General features: G+C 69.1%; 16 protein-coding genes and 1 pseudogene. 12 read left to right on the top strand and 5 right to left on the bottom strand.

The window, feature by feature from the left end:
- Nucleotides 1-132: 132 nt before the first annotated feature.
- Both EV691_RS05925 and gmk read left to right on the top strand, forming a co-directional pair.
- Complete coding sequence (locus EV691_RS05925) at nt 133-996, top strand: YicC/YloC family endoribonuclease (protein WP_039808310.1); 864 nt, start codon at nt 133-135, stop codon at nt 994-996.
- A 38-nt stretch (nt 997-1,034) separates the two neighbouring features.
- Nucleotides 1,035-1,652: a guanylate kinase gene (gene gmk / locus EV691_RS05920; protein WP_131300782.1), complete on the top strand. Its 618-nt coding sequence runs from the start codon at nt 1,035-1,037 to the stop codon at nt 1,650-1,652.
- A 34-nt stretch (nt 1,653-1,686) separates the two neighbouring features.
- Here the strand turns inward: gmk and EV691_RS05915 are convergent, their stop codons facing one another.
- The gene (locus EV691_RS05915) at nt 1,687-2,508 is read right to left on the bottom strand and encodes a sulfite exporter TauE/SafE family protein (protein WP_131300780.1); all 822 of its coding nucleotides are present in this window, start codon (nt 2,506-2,508) and stop codon (nt 1,687-1,689) included.
- 371 nt (nt 2,509-2,879) lie between these two features.
- Between EV691_RS05915 and rpoZ the strand changes: the two genes are divergently transcribed.
- The 8 genes from rpoZ to EV691_RS05875 all read left to right on the top strand — a co-directional run bounded on the left by rpoZ (nt 2,880) and on the right by EV691_RS05875 (nt 11,585).
- Nucleotides 2,880-3,143: a DNA-directed RNA polymerase subunit omega gene (rpoZ, locus tag EV691_RS05910; protein ID WP_131300778.1), complete on the top strand. Its 264-nt coding sequence runs from the start codon at nt 2,880-2,882 to the stop codon at nt 3,141-3,143.
- A 60-nt stretch (nt 3,144-3,203) separates the two neighbouring features.
- The gene (gene spoT, locus EV691_RS05905) at nt 3,204-5,312 is read left to right on the top strand and encodes a bifunctional GTP diphosphokinase/guanosine-3',5'-bis pyrophosphate 3'-pyrophosphohydrolase (protein WP_131300776.1); all 2,109 of its coding nucleotides are present in this window, start codon (nt 3,204-3,206) and stop codon (nt 5,310-5,312) included.
- Nucleotides 5,313-5,365: 53 nt separating this feature from the next.
- Entirely contained in the window at nt 5,366-5,749 is a 384-nt protein-coding gene (locus tag EV691_RS05900; RefSeq protein WP_131300775.1) for a RidA family protein, read from the top strand.
- Between the two features lie 336 nt (nt 5,750-6,085).
- Complete coding sequence (locus tag EV691_RS05895; RefSeq protein WP_089169588.1) at nt 6,086-6,376, top strand: NifU family protein; 291 nt, start codon at nt 6,086-6,088, stop codon at nt 6,374-6,376.
- Nucleotides 6,377-6,421: 45 nt separating this feature from the next.
- Complete coding sequence (locus EV691_RS05890) at nt 6,422-7,990, top strand: sigma 54-interacting transcriptional regulator (protein ID WP_131300773.1); 1,569 nt, start codon at nt 6,422-6,424, stop codon at nt 7,988-7,990.
- A 253-nt stretch (nt 7,991-8,243) separates the two neighbouring features.
- Complete coding sequence (gene nifE, locus EV691_RS05885) at nt 8,244-9,653, top strand: nitrogenase iron-molybdenum cofactor biosynthesis protein NifE (RefSeq protein ID WP_131300771.1); 1,410 nt, start codon at nt 8,244-8,246, stop codon at nt 9,651-9,653.
- A gap of 1 nt (nt 9,654) precedes the next feature.
- The gene (nifN, locus tag EV691_RS05880; protein ID WP_131300769.1) at nt 9,655-11,040 is read left to right on the top strand and encodes a nitrogenase iron-molybdenum cofactor biosynthesis protein NifN; all 1,386 of its coding nucleotides are present in this window, start codon (nt 9,655-9,657) and stop codon (nt 11,038-11,040) included.
- Nucleotides 11,037-11,585 carry a NifB/NifX family molybdenum-iron cluster-binding protein gene (locus EV691_RS05875; RefSeq protein WP_131300767.1) on the top strand — a complete coding sequence of 183 codons (549 nt, stop codon included), beginning with the start codon at nt 11,037-11,039 and terminating at the stop codon, nt 11,583-11,585. The genes nifN and EV691_RS05875 overlap by 4 nt, the downstream gene beginning before the upstream one ends.
- Before the next feature lie 42 nt (nt 11,586-11,627).
- Here the strand turns inward: EV691_RS05875 and EV691_RS05870 are convergent, their stop codons facing one another.
- Nucleotides 11,628-12,011, bottom strand: a complete 384-nt coding sequence (locus EV691_RS05870) for an aspartate carbamoyltransferase (protein ID WP_243649659.1) — start codon at nt 12,009-12,011, stop codon at nt 11,628-11,630.
- Between EV691_RS05870 and EV691_RS23780 the strand changes: the two genes are divergently transcribed.
- The gene (locus tag EV691_RS23780) at nt 11,998-12,369 is read left to right on the top strand and encodes a hypothetical protein (protein ID WP_243649658.1); all 372 of its coding nucleotides are present in this window, start codon (nt 11,998-12,000) and stop codon (nt 12,367-12,369) included. The two genes, EV691_RS05870 and EV691_RS23780, sit on opposite strands and share 14 nt — an antisense overlap.
- A gap of 180 nt (nt 12,370-12,549) precedes the next feature.
- Nucleotides 12,550-13,317: an ABC transporter ATP-binding protein gene (locus tag EV691_RS05860; protein ID WP_131300763.1), complete on the top strand. Its 768-nt coding sequence runs from the start codon at nt 12,550-12,552 to the stop codon at nt 13,315-13,317.
- 348 nt (nt 13,318-13,665) lie between these two features.
- Here the strand turns inward: EV691_RS05860 and EV691_RS05855 are convergent, their stop codons facing one another.
- The 3 genes and pseudogenes from EV691_RS05855 to EV691_RS05845 all read right to left on the bottom strand — a co-directional run bounded on the left by EV691_RS05855 (nt 13,666) and on the right by EV691_RS05845 (nt 19,228).
- On the bottom strand, nt 13,666-15,006 hold the full coding sequence (locus EV691_RS05855) for a PepSY-associated TM helix domain-containing protein (RefSeq protein WP_131300761.1): 1,341 nt from the start codon (nt 15,004-15,006) through the stop codon (nt 13,666-13,668).
- Nucleotides 15,003-16,667 (bottom strand): annotated as a pseudogene (locus EV691_RS05850) (cyclic peptide export ABC transporter); the annotation flags it as partial. The gene EV691_RS05855 and the pseudogene EV691_RS05850, both read right to left, overlap by 4 nt.
- 128 nt (nt 16,668-16,795) lie before the next feature.
- The gene (locus tag EV691_RS05845; RefSeq protein WP_207390260.1) at nt 16,796-19,228 is read right to left on the bottom strand and encodes a penicillin acylase family protein; all 2,433 of its coding nucleotides are present in this window, start codon (nt 19,226-19,228) and stop codon (nt 16,796-16,798) included.
- Nucleotides 19,229-19,260 lie beyond the last annotated feature (32 nt).

Raw genomic sequence — 19,260 nt, 5'->3', positions numbered from 1 at the left:
CTGTACGGTCGGGGAAAATTTGCCGGCCATTATAGGACGCCGATTGCCAGTCGGACATGCCGATTGGGCCGTGCCGACGCACTGCGCTACAATCCGTTCCCTTTAAATACGACGAATCGAGAGGTGGACACCATGGCGCACAGCATGACTGCCTTCGCCCGCGCCGAACGGGCCGGCGCTCACGGCACCCTGAGCTGGGAGCTGCGCTCGGTCAATCACCGTTATCTCGAACCGCACCTGCGCCTGCCCGAGGCCTTCCTCGACCTCGAGGGCACCCTGCGCGACGCCCTGCGCCAGGGGCTGTCCCGCGGCAAGGTGGAATGCACCCTGCGCTTCGACGAGGGCAGCGCCGGGCAGCCGCTGCAGATCGACCGCGAGCGCGCCAGCCAGCTGGTGGCCGCCGCCGAAGGCATCGCCGCGCTGATCCGCCAGCCGGCGCCGATCAACCCCCTCGAGGTCCTCGCCTGGCCCGGCGTGCTGGTCGCCACCGCGACCGATCACCAGGCCCTCAAGGCGGAAGCCCTGAGCCTGTTCGACGAGGCGCTGGCCCAGCTCAAGGCCGGCCGCGCCCGCGAAGGCGCGGAGCTGGCCCGGCTGCTCGCGGAGCGCCTCGACGCCATGCTCCAGGAGGTCGAGAGCTTGCGCCAGCTGGTCCCGCAGATGCTCGCCAACCAGCGCCAAAAGATCCTCGACCGCTTCCGCGACGCCCAGCTGGAGCTGGAGCCGCAGCGCCTCGAACAGGAACTGGTGCTGCTCGCCCAGAAGAGCGACGCGGCCGAGGAGCTGGATCGCCTCTGCACCCACATCGCCGAGGTCCGCCGCGTGCTCAAGGACGGCGGCACGGTCGGCCGCCGGCTGGATTTCCTGATGCAGGAACTCAACCGCGAGGCCAACACCCTCGGCTCCAAGGCCTTCGACCCCCGCTCCACGCAGACCGCGGTCAACCTCAAGGTACTGATCGAGCAGATGCGCGAGCAGGTGCAGAACATCGAGTGAAGCCCCTTCCCACGAGAATCCGCGTCCAGGAAACGTCCATGTCCGCCACCGGCACCCTCTACATCATTTCCGCACCCTCCGGCGCCGGCAAGACCAGCCTGGTCAAGGCCCTGATCGACGCCCTGCCGCAGGTGCGGGTATCGGTTTCCCACACCACCCGCAGCATGCGCCCGGGCGAGGTCGAAGGGGTGAACTACCACTTCGTCGAGCGCCCGACCTTCCTCGGCATGCTCGAACGGGGCGAGTTCCTCGAATACGCGGAGGTCTTCGGCAACCTCTACGGCACCTCGCAGCTGTGGCTGGAACAGACCCTGGCCGAAGGCTTCGACCTGATCCTAGAGATCGACTGGCAGGGCGCCCAGCAGGTCCGCCGGCTGCTGCCCCAGGCGCAATCGATCTTCATCCTGCCGCCGAGCCAGGAGGCGCTGCGCCAGCGCCTGACCAACCGCGGCCAGGACAGCGACGAGATCATCGAGCGGCGCATGCGCGAAGCGGTCAGCGAGATGAGCCACTACCTGGAATACGACTACCTAGTCATCAACGACGACTTCGCCCACGCCCTCGAGGACCTGAAGTCGATCTTCCGCGCCCGCCAGCTGCTGCAGGAAACCCAGCAGCGCCGCCACGGCGGCCTGCTCGTCGAACTGCTGGCCTGAGGCCGCGCCGGCAGCGCGCGGCCCCAGAACCCGTTCAGTGCCGGTGCAGGAAGGTCTTCAGCGCGGACACCAGCAGGATCACCCCGAGCAGGAGCATCAGCAGGCGCGTCGGTACCAGGCCGAGCAGCAGGCCGCCCAAAGCGGCACCAAGGATCGAGCCGGCCGCCATCCAGCCGAACAGCGGGCGTTCCCGGCCGAGGATGGCAAAAGCGCCGGAGCTGCTGTAGCGGGCGAAGCCGACGATCATGGTCGGCAGGCTGACCATCAGCGACAGGCTGCCGGCCAGCTTGATGTCCACCCCGTAGAGCAGCACGATGGTCGGGATCAAGAGCTCGCCGCCGGCCACCCCGAGCAGCGCCGCCACCACGCCGATGCCCAGCCCGGCGAGCAGGCCGGCGAGCAACTGCAGCGGCGCCGAAGCGAACAGCGGCGCGCTGCCGTCGTGCAGCCCGACGGCGGCCTCCGCCAGCATCACCAGCGCCAGCCCCACCAGCATGAGCATGACGATGCGGTCGAGCCACTGGCGCGACAGGCGCAGCGCATGCCCGGCCGCCCACCAGGCGCCGACCAGGCTGCCGGCCAGCAGGTTCAGGGCGATCCCCAGATGCGCCGCCAGTTGCTCCAGGGGGATGCCGCCGCTGCGAAACAGCAGGGCCGCGGCGACCACCACCAGGCTCATCGCCTTGTTGAAGATGACCGCTTCCAGGGTTTCCAGACGGAACAGCCCGATCAGCACCGGCAGGCGGAATTCCGCCCCGCCCAGGCCGATCAGCCCGCCCAGGGTGCCGATCAGCGAGCCGGCGAGGAAACCCTGGGCGCTGCGCAAGGAGGGCTGCATGGATTCAATGGCTTTCATGTCGTGCACTCACCAATATGTATACAAATAGATAACGAATACTATTTAGCAAGAAGCACGCCACCTGCCATAAAGGCCTTATATCAGGATTCACAAGGCATACCTCGGCCCGCCACGCCCCGGCGAAACCGGCGTATTTCGCTATATAGAAAAAGAAATCACGCTACCTGGGAACCGCTCGCGAGCCTGTCGCAACGCCAGCTCCCCGCCTGCGCCGCTGTCGCCTTTGCGACAAAGCCGACAGCCCGGCCCTTCCCCCGCCGGCGACCGCGCGGCCATTTGGCCCTTCCCTTCGAAGTGGCGTTTTCCTAGACTAGCCAGTCCGCTTGCCCATTTGGCTATTGCCACTCCCATTCGTCACGAGGAACACCATGGCCCGCGTTACCGTTGAAGACTGCCTGGACAACGTCGATAACCGCTTCGAGCTGGTCATGCTCGCCAGCAAGCGCTCGCGCCAGCTGGCCACCGGCGGCAAGGAGCCGCGGGTACCCTGGGAGAACGACAAGCCCACCGTGGTCGCCCTGCGCGAGATCGCCGCGGGCCTGGTCGACTACAACGTCATCGCCCAGGACGAGATCGTCGCCGAGGAGCCGCTGTTCGCCGCCTTCGAGGAAGACAGCAACGAGGCCCTGTAACGCGATGTCCGACAGCGGTCGCAGCACGGGAGCACTGTCCGCTCGCCAGGGGGGACATCCTTGGCCAGCATAGAAACCCTTGCCGATCGGCTCCTGACCTACCTCGCCCCGGACCAGGTCAACCTGGTCCGCCGGGCCTATTACTACGCCGAGCAGGCCCACGACGGGCAGCGCCGGCGCAGCGGCGAACCCTACGTCACCCATCCCCTCGCCGTCGCCAACATCCTCGCCGACATGCACATGGACCATCAGAGCCTGATGGCCGCGATGCTCCATGACGTGATCGAGGACACCGGCATTCCCAAGGAAGCACTGGTCGAGCAATTCGGCGAAACCGTCGCCGAGCTGGTCGACGGGGTCAGCAAGCTGACCCAGATGAAGTTCGAGAACAAGGCCGAAGCGCAGGCCGAGAACTTCCAGAAGATGGCCATGGCCATGGCCCGCGACATCCGCGTGATCCTCGTCAAACTGGCCGACCGCCTGCACAACATGCGCACCCTCGACGCCATGCCCTACGAGAAGAGCCGGCGCATCGCCAAGGAAACCTTGGAAATCTACGCGCCCATCGCCAACCGGCTGGGCATGCACAGCATGCGCGTGGAATTCGAGGACCTCGGCTTCAAGGCCATGCACCCGATGCGCTCGGCGCGCATCCGCCAGGCGGTGCGCCGCGCCCGCGGCAACCGCAAGGAAATCGTCGCCAAGATCGAGCAGTCGCTGGTCAACTGCCTCGAGCGCGAGGGCCTCGGCGGCGACGTCAAGGGCCGCGAGAAGCACCTCTACAGCATCTACAAGAAGATGCGCGGCAAGCGCAAGGCGTTCACCGAGATCATGGACGTCTACGCCTTCCGCATCGTGGTCGACAAGGTCGACACCTGCTACCGCGTGCTCGGCGCCGTGCACAACCTCTACAAGCCTCTGCCCGGCCGCTTCAAGGACTACATCGCGATTCCCAAGGCCAACGGCTACCAGTCGCTGCACACCACCCTGTTCGGCATGCACGGCGTGCCCATCGAGATCCAGATCCGCACCCGCGAGATGGAGGAGCTGGCCAACAACGGCATCGCCGCCCACTGGCTGTACAAGTCCGGCGACGAGGACCCGATCCGCGGCAACCATGCGCGGGCCCGGCAATGGGTCAAGGGCGTGCTCGAGCTGCAGCAGAGCGCCGGCAACTCGCTGGAATTCATCGAGAGCGTGAAGATCGACCTGTTTCCCGACGAGGTCTACGTGTTCACGCCCAAAGGCCGCATCATGGAGCTGCAGAAGGGCTCCACGGCGGTCGACTTCGCCTACGCGGTGCACACCGACGTCGGCAACAGCTGCATCGCCTGTCGCATCAACCGCCGCCTGGCGCCGCTCTCCCAGCCGCTGGAAAGCGGCGCCACGGTGGAGATCGTCACCGCCCCCGGCGCGCGGCCGAACCCGGCCTGGCTGAACTTCGTGGTCACCGCCAAGGCGCGCACCCACATCCGCCACGCCCTCAAGCAGCAGCGCCGCTCGGAATCCATCAGCCTCGGCGAGCGCCTGCTCAACAAGGTGCTCGCCGGCTTCGACGCCAGCCTCGAACAGACCCCCGAGGGACGCATCCGCGAAGTGCTCGACGAGTACCGGATGGAAGTTCTCGAGGACCTCCTGGAAGACATCGGCCTGGGCAACCGCATGGCCTACGTGGTGGCCCGCCGTCTGCTGACCAGCGAAGGCGAGGAACTGCCCAGCGCCGAGGGCCCGCTGGCGATCCGCGGCACCGAAGGCCTGGTGCTGAGCTACGCGCGCTGCTGCTCGCCGATCCCCGGCGACCCCATCGTCGGCCACCTGTCGGCGGGCAAGGGGATGGTCGTGCACCTGGAGAACTGCCGCAATATCGGCGAGATCCGCCACAACCCGGAAAAATGCATCCCGCTGACCTGGTCCAAGGAGGTCAGCGGCGAATTCAACGTCGAGCTGCGCGTCGAGCTGGAACACCAGCGCGGCCTGATCGCCCTGCTCGCCGGCAGCGTCAACGCCGCGGACGGCAACATCGAGAAGATCGGCATGGACGAACGCGACGGCCGCACCAGCGTGGTCCAGCTGGTGGTCAGCGTGAAGGACCGCATCCACCTGGCCCGGGTGATCAGGAAGCTGCGCGCCCTCAAGGGCGTCCTCCGCCTCACCCGCGTACGCGCCTGACGGCGGGCGCCGGCCCGCGCGCCCGTTCAGACTTTCCCCCCAAGGAGCTCCCCATGAGCAAGACCGTGATCAACACCGACAAGGCCCCCGCCGCCATCGGCACCTATTCCCAGGCGATCAAGGCCGGCGACACCGTCTACCTGTCCGGACAGATCCCCCTCGATCCCACGACCATGGAACTGGTCGAAGGCGACTTCGAAGCCCAGACCGTGCGGGTGTTCGAGAACCTCAAGGCGGTCGTCGAGGCGTCCGGCGGCTCGTTCGCCGACATCGTCAAGCTGAACATCTTCCTCACCGACCTGGCGCACTTCGCCAAGGTCAACGAGGTCATGGGCCGCTACTTCGCGCAGCCCTACCCGGCCCGCGCCGCCATCGGCGTCGCCTCCCTGCCGCGCGGCGCGCAGGTGGAAATGGACGGCATCCTGGTCCTCGGCTGAGGCCCGCGGGCGGAGCCGCGCCGCTCCGCCCTTCCCCATCCGCGCACGCTCCGCCCCTCAGCGTTATATTTACGAATATATAACGCTTGCCCTACACTGCTTCCCGGCCCCGCCAGCCAGGCACCCGAGCCTTGGCGGGAGAAGGATCTGTTCGCCCCTGTCCGGCACCTCCGGACAAGTCACGCATTCGCATGAATGACCTGCGCCGGGCCATCCCCGAGGGACGGCTGCGCATTCGACAATCTGTCCGCCATCCGCTGCACAGCGCACGCCGGAGCAGCGCCCCGCGCGCGGCCTCCCGGCAGCCGAGGCGGGCACGCCATGAGGAGGCACGCCATGTCCAACCCGCCGCTGGATAGCGAGGAAACCGCAACCACCCTCGCGATCACGCCGATCCCCGCCGAGTCCCTGCCGCTGGTGCGCGACACCATCGAGCGCCTGCGCCCGGGAGTGCAGCGCGACGGCGGCGACCTCGAACTGGTCACCGTGCAGGACAACATCGTCCGCCTGCGCCTCAAGGGCGCCTGCGTCGGCTGCGCGATGTCTGCCCAGACCCTCGGCGGCGTGCGCCGCGAGCTGGTCAGGGTGCTCGGCAACCCCTCGGTTCGCGTGCTGCCGGCCCCCTGAGCAACCCCCATGCGCCCGACAGCACGCCAGACAGGAGCGGTTTCCATGTCCAGTCTTCCCCACTACTGCGAATGCGACTTCGGCGAGTGCCGCACGGACCTGCTGCCGCTGCTCTACGAAATGAGCCAGATCGCCACGGAGAGCGGCGACCTGTCGAGCATCATCAACATCCTGCTGCGCCTGATGCAGCGCCACATGAAGGTGGTGCGCGGCATGGTCAGCCTCCACGACCGCGACTCCGGCAGCATCGTCCTGCACGAGAGCTTCGGCCTCAGCGCCGAGGAGGCCGGCAAGGGCGTCTACCTGCTCGGCGAGGGCATCACCGGGCGGGTGGTGGAGACCGGCCAGAGCATCGTCGTGCCCTGCATCCGCGACGAGCCGGCGTTCCTCAACCGCACCGGCAGCCGCGACTGCGAAAGCGACGACGCCAACCTGTCGTTCATCTGCGTGCCGATCATGCGCGGTCGCCAGGTGATGGGCACGATCAGCGCCGAGCGCCTCTACGACAACGCCGAGCTGCTCAAGCTCGACGTCGAGGTGCTGTCGATCCTCGCCACCACCACCGCCCAGGCGGTCGAGCTGTACCTGGTCGAGAACGTCGAGAACGTCGCCCTCGAGGCGGAGAACCGCCGGCTGCGCAGCGCGCTGGGGGAACGCTTCAAGCCCGCCAACATCATCGGCAATTCCAAGCCGATGCTCGAGGTCTACCAGTTGATCGAGCGCGTGGTGCGCACCAGGACCACGGTGCTGATCCTCGGCGAGAGCGGCGTCGGCAAGGAACTGGTGGCCGGCGCCATCCACTACAACAGCTCGATGGCCAAGGGGCCGTTCGTCAAGTTCAACTGCGCCTCGCTGCCCGAATCGGTCATCGAGAGCGAGCTGTTCGGCCACGAGAAGGGCTCCTTCACCGGCGCCATCGGCCTGCGCAAGGGCCGCTTCGAGGAGGCCGCCGGCGGCACCATCTTCCTCGACGAGGTCGGCGAGATGTCGCTGACCACCCAGGCCAAGCTGCTGCGCGTGCTGCAGGAGCGCAGCTTCGAGCGGGTCGGCGGCAACACCACCCTTCATGTCGACCTGCGGGTGATCGCCGCGACCAACCGCAACCTCGCCGAGATGGTCGCCGAGGGCAGCTTCCGCGAGGACCTCTACTACCGCCTCAACGTCTTCCCGATCACCATCCCGCCGCTGCGCGAGCGCGGCAGCGACATCATCACCCTGGCCGACCACTTCGTCTCGCGCTTCTCGAAGGAGATGGGCATCGAGGTCAAGCGCATCTCCACCCCGGCGCTGAACATGCTGCAGACCTACCACTGGCCGGGCAACGTGCGCGAGCTGGAGAACGTCATCGAGCGGGCCATGCTGCTCAGCGAGGACGGGGTGATCCACGGCTACCACCTGCCGCCCTCGCTGCAGGCGCCGGTGGTCGGCGACGGCGAGGCGCCGGCGGACGGCCTCGAAGCGCGCCTCAACGCCATCGAGTACGAACTCATCGTCGAGGCCCTCAAGCTGCACCACGGCAACATGACCGAGGCCGCGGCCCACCTCGGCCTGACCCGCCGCGTGCTCGGCCTGCGCATGGGCAAGTACCACCTCAACTACCGGAACTACCGCTGAGCGCGGGCGGCGTGCCGGGCGCCGTTCGCGAAGGTACCGCCGCGTACAGGGATCGTTCGCCGCGGTACGCCCAGGCCCCGTCTCCCCCGGCAAACCCGCTCTACGGCGCGGCTTTCCGGGTTTGGCGCGCTGTTTGCTCCAGCCTTCTTCAGGGGTTCGCGGCGGAGCGCTCCCCGCCGCACGCGCTCCGCCCGCCGAACGGCACTTTTCCATCCACCGCACGCGACGGCCGCTGCCCGTCCGAAGGGGTACGATGAACCAGACCGAAATCCACAACCTGCTCGACGAGCCGGCCTGCACCCACAACACGGCGGGCAAGACCGGCTGTTCGCGTTCGCGCCCCGGCGCCACCCAGGGCGGCTGCGCCTTCGACGGCGCGCAGATCGCCATCCTGCCGATCGCCGACGCCGCGCACATCGTCCACGGCCCGATCGGCTGCGCCGGCAGTTCCTGGGACCTGCGCGGCAGCAGCTCCTCCGGCCCGCAGCTGTACCGCCTGGGGATGACCACCGAGCTGTCCGACGTCGACGTGATCATGGGCCGCGGCGAGAAGAAGCTGTTCCACGCGATCCGCCGGGCGGTCGAGCGCTACCGTCCGCAGGCGGTGTTCGTCTACGGCACCTGCGTGCCGGCCATGCAGGGCGACGATATCGAGGCGGTGGCGCGCGACGCCAGCCAGCGCTGGGGCGTGCCGGTGATCCCGGTGGACGGCGCCGGCTTCTACGGCACCAAGAGCCTGGGCAACCGCATCGCCGGCGAGACCCTCTACCGCCACGTCATCGGCAGCCGCGAGCCGGCGCCGGTTCCGCAAGGCGCCGTCGGCCGCGGGATCAAGGTGCACGACGTCAACCTGATCGGCGAATACAACATCGCCGGCGAGTTCTGGCGCGTCGCGCCGCTGTTCGACGAACTCGGCCTGCGCATCCTCTGCACCCTCTCCGGCGACGCGCGCTTTCGCGAGGTCCAGACCATGCACCGCGCCAAGGCCAACATGGTGGTCTGCTCCAAGGCCATGCTCAACGTCGCCCGCCACCTGCGCGAGGACTACGGCACGCCGTTCTTCGAGGGCAGCTTCTACGGCATCGCCGACACCTCCCAGGCGCTGCGCGACTTCGCCAGGGCGATCGACGACCCGTCGCTGTCGGTGCGCACCGAGCTGTTGATCCTGCGCGAGGAGAACAAGGCCAGGGCGGCGCTCGCCCCCTGGCGCGAACGGCTGGCCGGCAAGCGCGCGCTGATCTTCTCCGGCGGGGTGAAATCCTGGTCGGTGGTCTCGGCGCTGCAGGATCTCGGCGTCGAGGTGATCGCCACCGGCACCGAGAAATCCACCGAGGAGGACCGCGCGCGGATCCGCGAACTGATGGGGGCGAACGCCCGGATGATCGACGACAACGACCAGGGCGCGCTGATCGCCACCTGCATCGAGAGCGGCGCCGACATCCTGATCGCCGGCGGCCGCTACCTGTACGCCGCGCTCAAGGCGCGCCTGGCCTTCCTCGACATCAACCACGAACGCGACTTCGGCTACGCAGGCTACGCAGGCTTCGTCGAACTGGCCCGCCAGCTGGCGCTGGCCGTGCACAGCCCGGTGTGGCAGCGCGTGCGCCAGGAGCCGCGCTGGGTGCGCGCGAGCACCACGACAGCCCTGCTGGAGGAAGCCTGACATGGCCCGGATCGTCCAGACCAACAAGCCGCTGAGCGTCAACCCGCTGCGCGTCAGCCAGCCGATGGGCGCCGCGCTGGCCTTCCTCGGCCTGGCCCGCAGCCTGCCCCTGGAACACGGCGCCCAGGGCTGCACGGCGTTCAGCAAGGTGTTCTTCACCCGCCACTTCCGCGAGCCCATCCCGCTGCAGACCACCGCGCTCGACATGTTCAGCAGCGTGCTCGGCGGCGACGAGCGGCTGCAGGAAGGCCTGGCCACAGTGATCGACGAACACCGCCCGGAGGTGATCGGGCTGGTCACCACCGGCCTGGTGGAAATGCAGGGCGCCGACATCCGCCGCGTGCTGCGCAGCTTTCACGCCGGCCGCTGCGAAAGCGCCAGCGTCATCGCGGTGAACACCCCGGACACCCTCGGCGGGCTGGAGAGCGGCTACGCCCTGGCGGTGCAGGCGATCATCGAGGCCCTGGTGCCGGACGCCGTACTGCCGGCGGCGCAGCGCGCCCATCGCCAGGTCAACCTGCTGGCCGGATCGATGCTGACCCCCGCCGACGTCGAGGCGATCCGCGAATGGATCGAGGCCTTCGGCCTGCAGGCGGTGATCCTTCCCGACCTTGCCGACTCCCTCGACGGCCACCTGACGCCCCAGGGCTACAGCACCCTGACCAGCGGCGGCACCAGCCGCCAGGCGATCGCCGCCATGGGCCGCTCGGCGCTGACCCTGGTGATCGGCGACTCCCTCGGCAGCGCCGCCGACCTCTTGCAGGCGCGCACCGGGGTGCCGGACCTGCGCCTGCCCGGGCTGACCGCGCTGGCCGACTGCGACGCCTTCGTCCAGGCGCTCGCCGACGTCTCCGGCCGCCCGGTGCCGGCACGCATCCTCCGCCAGCGCGAGCAGCTGCTCGACGCCCTGGTCGACAGCTACGTCCCGGTCGGCGGCGCGCGCATCGCCATCGGCGCCGACGCCGACCAGTTGGTCGCCCTCGGGCGCTTTCTCGACGACATCGGCGCCCGCCTGGTCGCCGCGGTCAGCCCCTGCCGCACGGCGGCGCTGCAGGCGCTGAACGTCGAGGAGGTGGTGGTCGGCGACTTCGAGGATCTCGAGGAGCGCGCCCGCGCCGCCGGCGCGCAGCTGCTGATCGGCAACTCCCACGCCCTGCAGAGCGCCGAGCGCCTGGGCATCCCGCTGCTGCGCGCGGGCTTCCCGCAGTACGACCACTACGGCGCGGCGGCGCGCCTGTGGGTCGGCTACCGCGGCGCGCGCCAGCTGCTCTTCGAACTGGCCAACCTGTTCGCCCCCCGGGGCGCCGGCATCGCCCCCTACCACTCGCCGCTGCGCCAGGACTTCGACGGCGCCGCCGCACCTTCCGCGAGGAGCATTTCCGCATGATCAAAGTCGCCTTCGCCTCCAACGACCGCGTCAACGTCAACCTGCACTTCGGCGCCGCCGACACCCTGGTGGTCTACGACGTCTCGCCGGGCTACGCCGAACTGCTTGGCGTCGGCGAATTCGTCAAGGTCGACATGAAGGGCGAGAACCGCCTCAAGGCCCTGTCGACCGACGAGGAAACCGCCAACGTCGTCGACCTGCAGCTCAGCGCCGAGGAACTGGAACGCCTCGCCGCCAAGCCGCCGGAAGACAAGGTGATCGCCAAGCTGGAGTTCCTCGACGGCTGCTCGGCGATCTACGCCGCCTCGATCGGCACCTCGTCGATCAAGCGGCTGATCGCCGCCGGCATCCAGCCGATCATCGTCGGCACCGGCCAGACCATCGAGGACCTGCTCAACGAGGTCAGCCTCGCCCTGCACTGCGGCGGCCTGAGCTGGGTCGAGCGCGCCAAGGCCAGGGCCGAACGCACCGCCCAGGCCCCCGCCGCGCCCCGCGAATCCGCCGGCGGCCTGCGCCTGATCACCTCCATCGACGAGCTGGAGTAGCCGTCATCTCCCGTGCGCCGCTACAGAGGCGGCGGTCGACGCTCAGTGCATCGAGTGATGATGCGCGGAATGCCCCTCCACAGCGTCCTTGCCGTGGTCGCCGAGCTGGGCGCCGATCCAGCTGTGAAGCGCATGGATCAGCTCGGGCCTGCTGGCGATGAACTGCAGCTGCGCACCGTTCTGGAGATCCGCGTACTTCACCGACATCTCGCCCGGCTTGGCCTGCCTGAGCGCCTCGAGGCCCGGCATGTCGTGGCCATGGATGGTTTCCGGGCCGGAAAAATCCCCCTTGGCGAACTGATCGCCGATGTCCTGCAGATGCTGACGGACCAGCCTCAGCTGGGCGGGGTCCGCACCGTCCTTCAGGACGACTTTCTGTACGCCGCCGTCGGGCGTTCTTTCGAAGACATGCGTGGTCTGGCTCAAGGCGAAGGGCATCACCTGCGTACCACGCCGGGCGACCTCCGCCTGGCGCTCGGGCGATGCCTGCGACGCGAATGCCTGGCCGGAAAGACATACAGCGATGCCCAGTACTGACAAGAGCCTCAACGATCTTTCCATGGAATTCAAAATACCCTCCTGCATCAAATGCCTGTTCAACACCTCAACGACTGGCCAGCGACTTGCCTGCGGCAAGTTCCGAAGCCGGCAGTTCCTCAACCGGCCATCAGCCGCCGGCCATTGCCGAAACAATACATTTTCACCCGGTTTCCGCTCACCTTTTGGGGCGAACGGCATGCCCGAGTACAGTGAAACGGCTCTGGCAGGACTGAACCTTGATTGAAAAAAATTCCAGTAAATACAGCTTTAGAATTTTATTTCCTATTTTGCCGGAAGGATTCCTTCCCGGCCGCGCCCCAGAGCCGTCCGAGCCAGAATAGCAATTGATAAGCATTATTATCTGAATTAAAGTCCCGGCTCCCCCGCAGCGCTGCTGCTCTGCTACACAAGGAGCGGAGTTCCGATGTTCGAGCTGAATGACGTCAGCTTCAACCTGGCCGGCCGCCCCCTGCTGCACCCGGTCAGCCTGCAGATCCCCCGCGGCCAGATGGTCGGCCTGATCGGCCACAACGGCTCGGGCAAGTCCACCCTGCTCGGGCTGCTGGCCCGCCAGCTGGCGCCGAGCGGCGGCCTGCTGCGGCTGGACGAGCGACCGCTGGCCGCCTGGTCCGCGCGCGAGTTCGCCAGCCTGGTCGCCTATCTGCCGCAGCGAGTGCCGGCGACGTGTACCCTGAGGGTGTGCGAACTGGTCGGCTTCGGCTGCCATCCCTGGCGCGGCCTGCTGGGGCGCTTCGGCGCCTGCGACCGGCTGCAGGCCGAGCGCGCGCTGGAGCTGACCGGCACCGCGGAGCTCGCCGGGCAGCGGGTCGACCGGCTCTCCGACGGCGAACGGCAACGTGTCTGGCTGGCCATGCTGCTGGCGCGGAACACCCGCTACCTGCTGCTCGACGAGCCCGTGGCGGCGCTCGACCTGGCCCGCCGGCTGGACATCCTCGTCCGCCTGCGCGAACTCAGCCGGCGCCTGGCCCTGGGCGTGGTGGTGGCGCTGCACGACATCAACCTGGCCGCCCGCTACTGCGACCGGCTGGTCGCCCTGCACGGCGGCCGCCTGCTGGCCAGCGGCAGCCCGGCCGCGCTGATGAATCCCGCCACCCTGGAGGCGATCCACGGCATTCCGATGCGCGTGCTGCAGCATCCCGACAGCGGGCATCCGATCGCCGTGGTGCAGTGAGGCGCGCCCCACCGCGCTGCTGGCCGACTGGCTGGGGCGCAACCGGCCGGGAATGGCGGCAGATCCTTCGGGTCATGGCAGCGGTGGAAAACGCTGCGCGGTTTTCCACTCTACGCCCGGGTCCGGATTCGTAGGGTGGGAAACGGCCGCAGGCCTTTCCCACCACAAGCGCGAAGGTAGAGGAAAAACGCTGTCCGCGTTTCCCTGTCCCGCAGGAGCCAGCCTGCTGGCGATCAGGACCCGACGCAAAGGCATCGCCAGCCAGCTGGCTCCTACAAGGGCGGTGCGGGCAGTCGCCGCCGAAGGGCAGGCTCAATCCCCGGGCAGCACACCGCGACCATCAAAACCTCATTGCCCATCCAGCCTCGCCGCATGGGCAACGGCGTTCTCCGCCATCCGCTTGCCCGCCATCTTGACGCGGCCCTGGCGCTTTCTCCACCAGATCAGCGTCCCGGTGACCGACAGCATGGCCACGGCCAGGCCCAGCACGCAGACGAAGAGTTTGAACGGCAGACCCCACAGCGCCGCCATGTGCAGGCTGACGAACCAGCTGCGGAGGGTGTCGCCGCTGGCCGCGCCGGTGGGCAGCCAGACGTGCACGAGCGCGCCGGAGTTGGCGTCGAAGCTCACCTGGGTGCCGCCCCAGTGCTGCGACAGGTCGCGATCGCTGTGCACCCGGTAGCGGTACTGCCCGCTGCGCGGGTCGTAGGTGAGCGCGTCCTCCCACTGCACGGCGAAGCCCTGCGCCTGCGCCTCCCGGGCCATCAGGCGGCGGCCGGTCTCGCGCGCCTCGAACCAGTCGAGGTCCGGCTCGAGCGGCAAGGACGCCGGGCTCCGCCTCTCCGCCGCGTCCGGCTGATGGGCGAACAGCGCCTTCATCACCGGGTCGTAGACCTCGGACAGGTTGAAGGCCACGCTGCTCCAGGCCAGCACGAACAGCATCGCCCACGGCCACAGGCCGCCGGCACGGTGCAGGTCGAAGTTCAGCTTGTAGCTGCCGCCCGTCCAGCGCACCTGCCATGCCGGCCACCAGCGGGCCGGCCAGCCTTTTCCCGCCGTACGCGGCGCCCGGTTGCGCTGGCGGGCCGGGAAGGTCAGATAGGCGCCCGCGAAGCAGTCCAGCGTCCACAACAGGGCGACGATGCCCAAGAGGTAGCTGCCGACGCTGCCCAGCGCCAGCGAGTAGTGCAGGCGATAGACGAAGGGCATGAGGTTCTTCGGCCCCTGGGCGATGTCGCCCCACTTGCGCGCGCCGAGCACCTCGCCCGTGTACGGGTTCACGAAGACCTGGTCGTTGGCCAGCTCGGGCACCGCGCCGCTGGCGTCGGGCAGCGCAAAGAGGCGAAAGACCATCGAGCGGCCCGGCTCCACCGTCAGCGGCGTGCGCGCCACGAAGGCCTCCGGGTGCAGGTCCTGGACGCGCGCGCGCAGGGCCAGGGGATCGAGCGGCCGGGCTTCCGGCCCGGGCGGCTCGGCATGGAACAGCGCCGGGCTGATGGCGGCCTCCAGCTCCTCGTTCCAGGCCAGCAGACTGCCGGTGAGGCCTGCCACCAGCAGGAAGCCGGCCATCGTCAGGCCCACGTAGCGATGGATCAGCACCAGCAGCGGCCGGTCGATCCGCCAACGCCCGCCGCCGAAGCGGCGCAGCAGCCCGTCGCAGGCCGCCCCGACAAGCCTGCGCAGCCTCATGACGGCACGCCGGCAGCGCTCGTTTGCGGCTCCGCGGCCACCGCCCGGGCCGGCGTCTCGACCGCCGTCACCTGGCCGTTCTCCATGCGGATCAGGCGATCGGCGAGGTGGAAGTAGCGGTCGTCGTGGGAGATCACCAGCACGGTCTTGCCCATGGCCTTCAGTTCGGGGAGCAGCTCGCAGTAGAACACTTCCTTGAATACCGGGTCCTGGTCGGCCGCCCACTCGTCGAAGACCAGGAAGGGGCGGTCCTCGAGATAGGCCACGACCAGCGCCAGACGCTTGCGCTGCCCCTGGGAGAGCGAGCGCGTGGTGAAGGCGCCGTCGCGCACCTGTACCTTGTGCTGCAGGTGGAGCTTGGCGAGCAGCGCGTTGCCCTTGGCGTCCAGATCGGCCGAGGGCGCATCGAGCAGGCGCTCGAACAGGTGGAAATCCGAGAAGATCGCCGAGAAGTGCTGCCGGTAGCCATCGCGGTTGCCGTCGTCCACCGCCTCGCCGTCGAGCCGGATCACGCCCTCCTCCGGCCGGTAGAGGCCCACCAGCAGCTTGGCCAGGCTGGTCTTGCCGCTGCCGTTGCCGCCGACCAGGAAACTGAGCTGCCCGGGCGCGAAGTCCAGGTCGACCGGCCCCAGGGTGAACACCTCGTCGGCCGCCTCGTGGTAATAGCGGTGGCAGACGCCCTCCAGGCTCAGGCTGGCGAGCGCGGCCGGCGCCTGCGGCAGGGCTTCGGCCTCGCCCTGCTGCAACTCGCTGGTGATCTCGTCGATGCGCGCCGCCGAGACCTTGGCCAGATTGGCCCTCGGCAGGGCGAGCAGCAGGTTCTCCAGCGGCGCCACCATGTAGACGAAGACCAGCGCGAAGCCGGTCATGATCCGCGCCCGGTCGGGCACATCGCCGACCAGCACGAACAGCACCAGACCGATGAAGGCATAGATCAGGAAATTGCCCCAGGCCGCCGAGATGACGAAGATCGACATGCCGAGCGTGCGCTCGCGGCGCACGCCCTCGATCGAGGCGCCCAGCACCTCCTTCGAGAAGCGCGCCCGCTTGAGCGCATGCAGACGCAGCTCCTTGGCGCCCTCCACCAGCGAGCGGAAGTGGCCGAACAGGCGGTCCTGCTCTTTGGAGGCGGCGTCCAGATGGCGGATCGCCCGCAGATGGGCCAGGTGGTAACCGAGCGAGCCCAGTCCTATGACCACGGCCGCCGCGAGGAATATCTGCCAGGACAGCCAGGCCATGTAGGTCAGGCAGCCGGCCACGACGATGGCATTGACCAGGATGGCCGGGAAGCTGACGAAGAACTCGGCGACCGTGGCGCTGTGCTCGGACAGCGCCGACTGCACCCGCGGCCCGCCGATTTCCTCCAGCCGGCGAAAATCGGCGCCGACCACCCGTTCCGAGATGAAGCGCCGCAGCTCGGCGTGCGAGCGCTGGCTCAGGCGCTCGAACAGCACCGACGAGAGCATGTGGGCAAGCATCGCCGCCAGCGCGATGCCCGCGAAGTGCCAGGCCAGGCTGGCGCGCTGCTCCGGGCTGCCCGCTGTCAGTGCGGCATTGATCTGGGTGACGAGCAGCACGCTGCACACCCCGGATACGACGCTCACGACGGCGGCGGCGGCCAGCAGGCGGCGGGACTCTCTGATCAGATGGACAAGCACGGATGGATCACCTCGGGCTGGAGAACGGAAAACACCTCAAACCAAGACGGATCGCCCGCCGCTTTGTTTACCGCCGGCCTGGCACCCGCCCGGTGCATGCCAGCCACGCACCGGGCGACGCACCTCGCCGATCAGGGCTGCAGCACGACCCGCCCGAGTTGCGGGTCGCGGGCGATGTCCGCCTCGCGGAACGGGAAGCGCAGCCAGTCCTTGCGCGCGTAGCGCGCCACCGGAGCGCTGCCGCGGCCGTTGTCGACCGCCGTCTCGTCCTGGCCATGGGCCAGCAGCGTGTGCGCCTCCACGCCGTCCGGGCCGAAGTGCACCACCTGCAGGTAGCTGTTGGCCAGCGCGTTCGGTCCCAGCCGCTCGTCCCCCTCGTAAGGGCAGGCCACGGTGAAATAGCCGGCCGAGTGGCAGCCGCCATAGAGCGGCAGCCGGCCGCCGCCGCTCGCCACGAAACGCTCGCTGGAAAGCGGCGCATCCAGCGCCTGCCCCCTGGCGGCCAGCGCCTCCACCGCAACGGCCAGGGCCCGGGCCACGCGGCCGTCATCGCGGCCCGGCGCGCGCGGAGTGTCCAGCGGCGCCTCGCGGGAGAAGGCCACCCGATAGAGCGCATCGTCCGGAATCCTCTCCAGGCGCGCCCAGAAGGCCTCCCAGAGCAACGCGCCGCGATCGTCGGCGTCGGCCTTGCCGGACCACTGGCGCAGGACCTCGCAGGCCCGGGCGACCTCCACCTTCCGGGCCGCCAGCCCGACCTTGACGCTGCCTCCAGGCTCCGCCGCCTCCAGGTCGGCGCCATCCAGCGCCACCACCGGCTGGGCGCAGGCCTGCGCGAGCAGTTCGTCCTTGAACAGCTCGGCGGAGTAGGCGCGTGGCGTGAGCACCGCCTGCATCAGCTGGCGGCTCAGCGCCTGCGCCGGCTGCGGCGCCCCCCGGGAGAGCTCCTCGGCGATCCGGTGGCCCAGCCGCCCGCGCAGCGACAGGGGCTGCCGCTCCCCGCCCAGCACGGCGGGGAAGCCCTCCAGCGGCTGGTGCACGTTGCTCAGCCAATAGCTGTCGTTCATGTTGGCGACATAGTCCTCGCGCAGCAGCTGCGGCATGCCGCGGGCCGGCATGGCGCCCGGCTGCACCGCCTCGTCATCCGTGCGCCAGGCGCATTCCGAACGGCTGCCGTCCAGGAAGGGGGCCGCCGCGTCCAGACGGGCGAAGCCCTTGGCCAGCGGCGTGGAACAGGCTTCACGCAGCTCGTCGGTGACGTTGGGCACCGCGCCGACGTCGCCGTACCAGACGCGCCCGTCGCCGCGCGCGATCGCCACCGTATTGACCCAGGGCACCGCCGCCTCGCGGCGCTGGATGGCGATGAACTCGTCGAGCGACTTCGCCTGGTTCCAGTAGAAGAAGTTGCGGAAGATGCGGAAGTTCTCCGTGTTCACGTCGCGGATCGCCAGCGCATGCGTGGCGCTCCAACCGAAGGCGGCATTGTGCCCGCCCAGGTCGACCACCGGCCCGAAGCGCGTGCTGTAGAGGGTTCTCGCCACGCTGCGCGGCTCGCCGTTCTCATCGCGAACCGCCACGCTCACCTCGCGCGCCACCATCGGCTCGACCCTGCCGTCGACCAGATAGCGGGTCGGGTCGGCTGCGTCGAGCTTCAGCTCGAACAGGCCGAAGCGGCGCGCCTCCGACACCGTGTGGCTCCAGGCCACCTGCTCGTTGAAGCCGAGCATGACCACCGGCACGCCGAGGAAGGCGACGCCGGCCACGTCGAGCCGGCCGGGGATGCTCAGGTGCATCTGGTAGAAGCGATCCGGCCCGCCCCAGTACCAGTGCGGGTTGCCGAACAGCAGCGCGCCCTCCTCCCCGGTGGCCTGCCGGCCGAAGGCGAGCACGTTGCTGCCCAGGCCCGCCCGCTCGCCGATGCGCTTGGCCAGCCTGGCGCGCAGGGCCGCGTCATCGCCCCCCGCGGCGGCCACTCTGGGCGCCGCCGGCTTGGCATTGACGATCTCCGGGATGAAGCGCGCATAGCCGGCGGCGATCTGGGCCGCGTACAGGCGGCGGTAGAGGTCGTCCGCGCCGATCTCGCGCACCCAGGCCTGGTCGAGGCAGGTGCGCCGCCCGGCATCCTGGCCGCGCCGCGCCTCGGCCAGGTAGCGGTTGTAGCCCGCGGCGAAGCCCTCGAACAGCTCGTGCAGCTCGGGCGGTTGTTCGGCACGCAAGCGCTCGACCAGCGCAGCGTCGGCGAAGCCGCGGAAGAAGAAGTCCAGGTCCAGGTTCTTCGGCCGGCCGAAGGTGGAATCGCGCGCCGGTCGCGCTTCGGCGCCGAAGAACCAGGCGCGCCGGCCCTCGTAGGTCACGAAGGCCTCGGCCAGCGTGCACAGGGCGTCCTGCGCCTGCACGTAGCCGACGCCGAGGCCCAGCCCGCGCCAGCTCGCGGCGCGCAGGTGCGGGATGCCGTCGGTGGTGCGGCGGATCTCGACGCCGCCTGCCAGCGCCTCGGCAGAGGCTTCGCCGGCGCTCTTCGCCTGCAGCGCCGGCGCCAGCGCGGACAGCCCTACCGCCAGCAGCAACGCGCATCCCTTGCGGAGGAGCCCGCCCGGCG

It is taken from the genome of Azotobacter chroococcum, assembly GCF_004339665.1.
GTDB lineage: Bacteria > Pseudomonadota > Gammaproteobacteria > Pseudomonadales > Pseudomonadaceae > Azotobacter > Azotobacter chroococcum.
The sequence above is the reverse complement of the archived record's forward strand: the minus strand, read 5'-3'. Positions and strand labels throughout refer to the sequence as shown.

Excerpts from the sequence above, each read along its gene's own strand:
- nifN (WP_131300769.1), top strand. The coding sequence starts at position 9,655 with ATGGCCCGGATCGTCCAGACCAACAAGCCGCTGAGCGTCAACCCGCTG.
- EV691_RS05860 (WP_131300763.1), top strand. The coding sequence starts at position 12,550 with ATGTTCGAGCTGAATGACGTCAGCTTCAACCTGGCCGGCCGCCCCCTG.
- EV691_RS05895 (WP_089169588.1), top strand. The coding sequence starts at position 6,086 with ATGTCCAACCCGCCGCTGGATAGCGAGGAAACCGCAACCACCCTCGCG.
- EV691_RS05900 (WP_131300775.1), top strand. The coding sequence starts at position 5,366 with ATGAGCAAGACCGTGATCAACACCGACAAGGCCCCCGCCGCCATCGGC.
- EV691_RS05855 (WP_131300761.1), bottom strand. The coding sequence starts at position 15,006 with ATGAGGCTGCGCAGGCTTGTCGGGGCGGCCTGCGACGGGCTGCTGCGC.
- nifE (WP_131300771.1), top strand. The coding sequence starts at position 8,244 with ATGAACCAGACCGAAATCCACAACCTGCTCGACGAGCCGGCCTGCACC.
- gmk (WP_131300782.1), top strand. The coding sequence starts at position 1,035 with ATGTCCGCCACCGGCACCCTCTACATCATTTCCGCACCCTCCGGCGCC.
- EV691_RS05875 (WP_131300767.1), top strand. The coding sequence starts at position 11,037 with ATGATCAAAGTCGCCTTCGCCTCCAACGACCGCGTCAACGTCAACCTG.
- EV691_RS05915 (WP_131300780.1), bottom strand. The coding sequence starts at position 2,508 with ATGAAAGCCATTGAATCCATGCAGCCCTCCTTGCGCAGCGCCCAGGGT.
- EV691_RS05925 (WP_039808310.1), top strand. The coding sequence starts at position 133 with ATGGCGCACAGCATGACTGCCTTCGCCCGCGCCGAACGGGCCGGCGCT.
- rpoZ (WP_131300778.1), top strand. The coding sequence starts at position 2,880 with ATGGCCCGCGTTACCGTTGAAGACTGCCTGGACAACGTCGATAACCGC.
- EV691_RS05890 (WP_131300773.1), top strand. The coding sequence starts at position 6,422 with ATGTCCAGTCTTCCCCACTACTGCGAATGCGACTTCGGCGAGTGCCGC.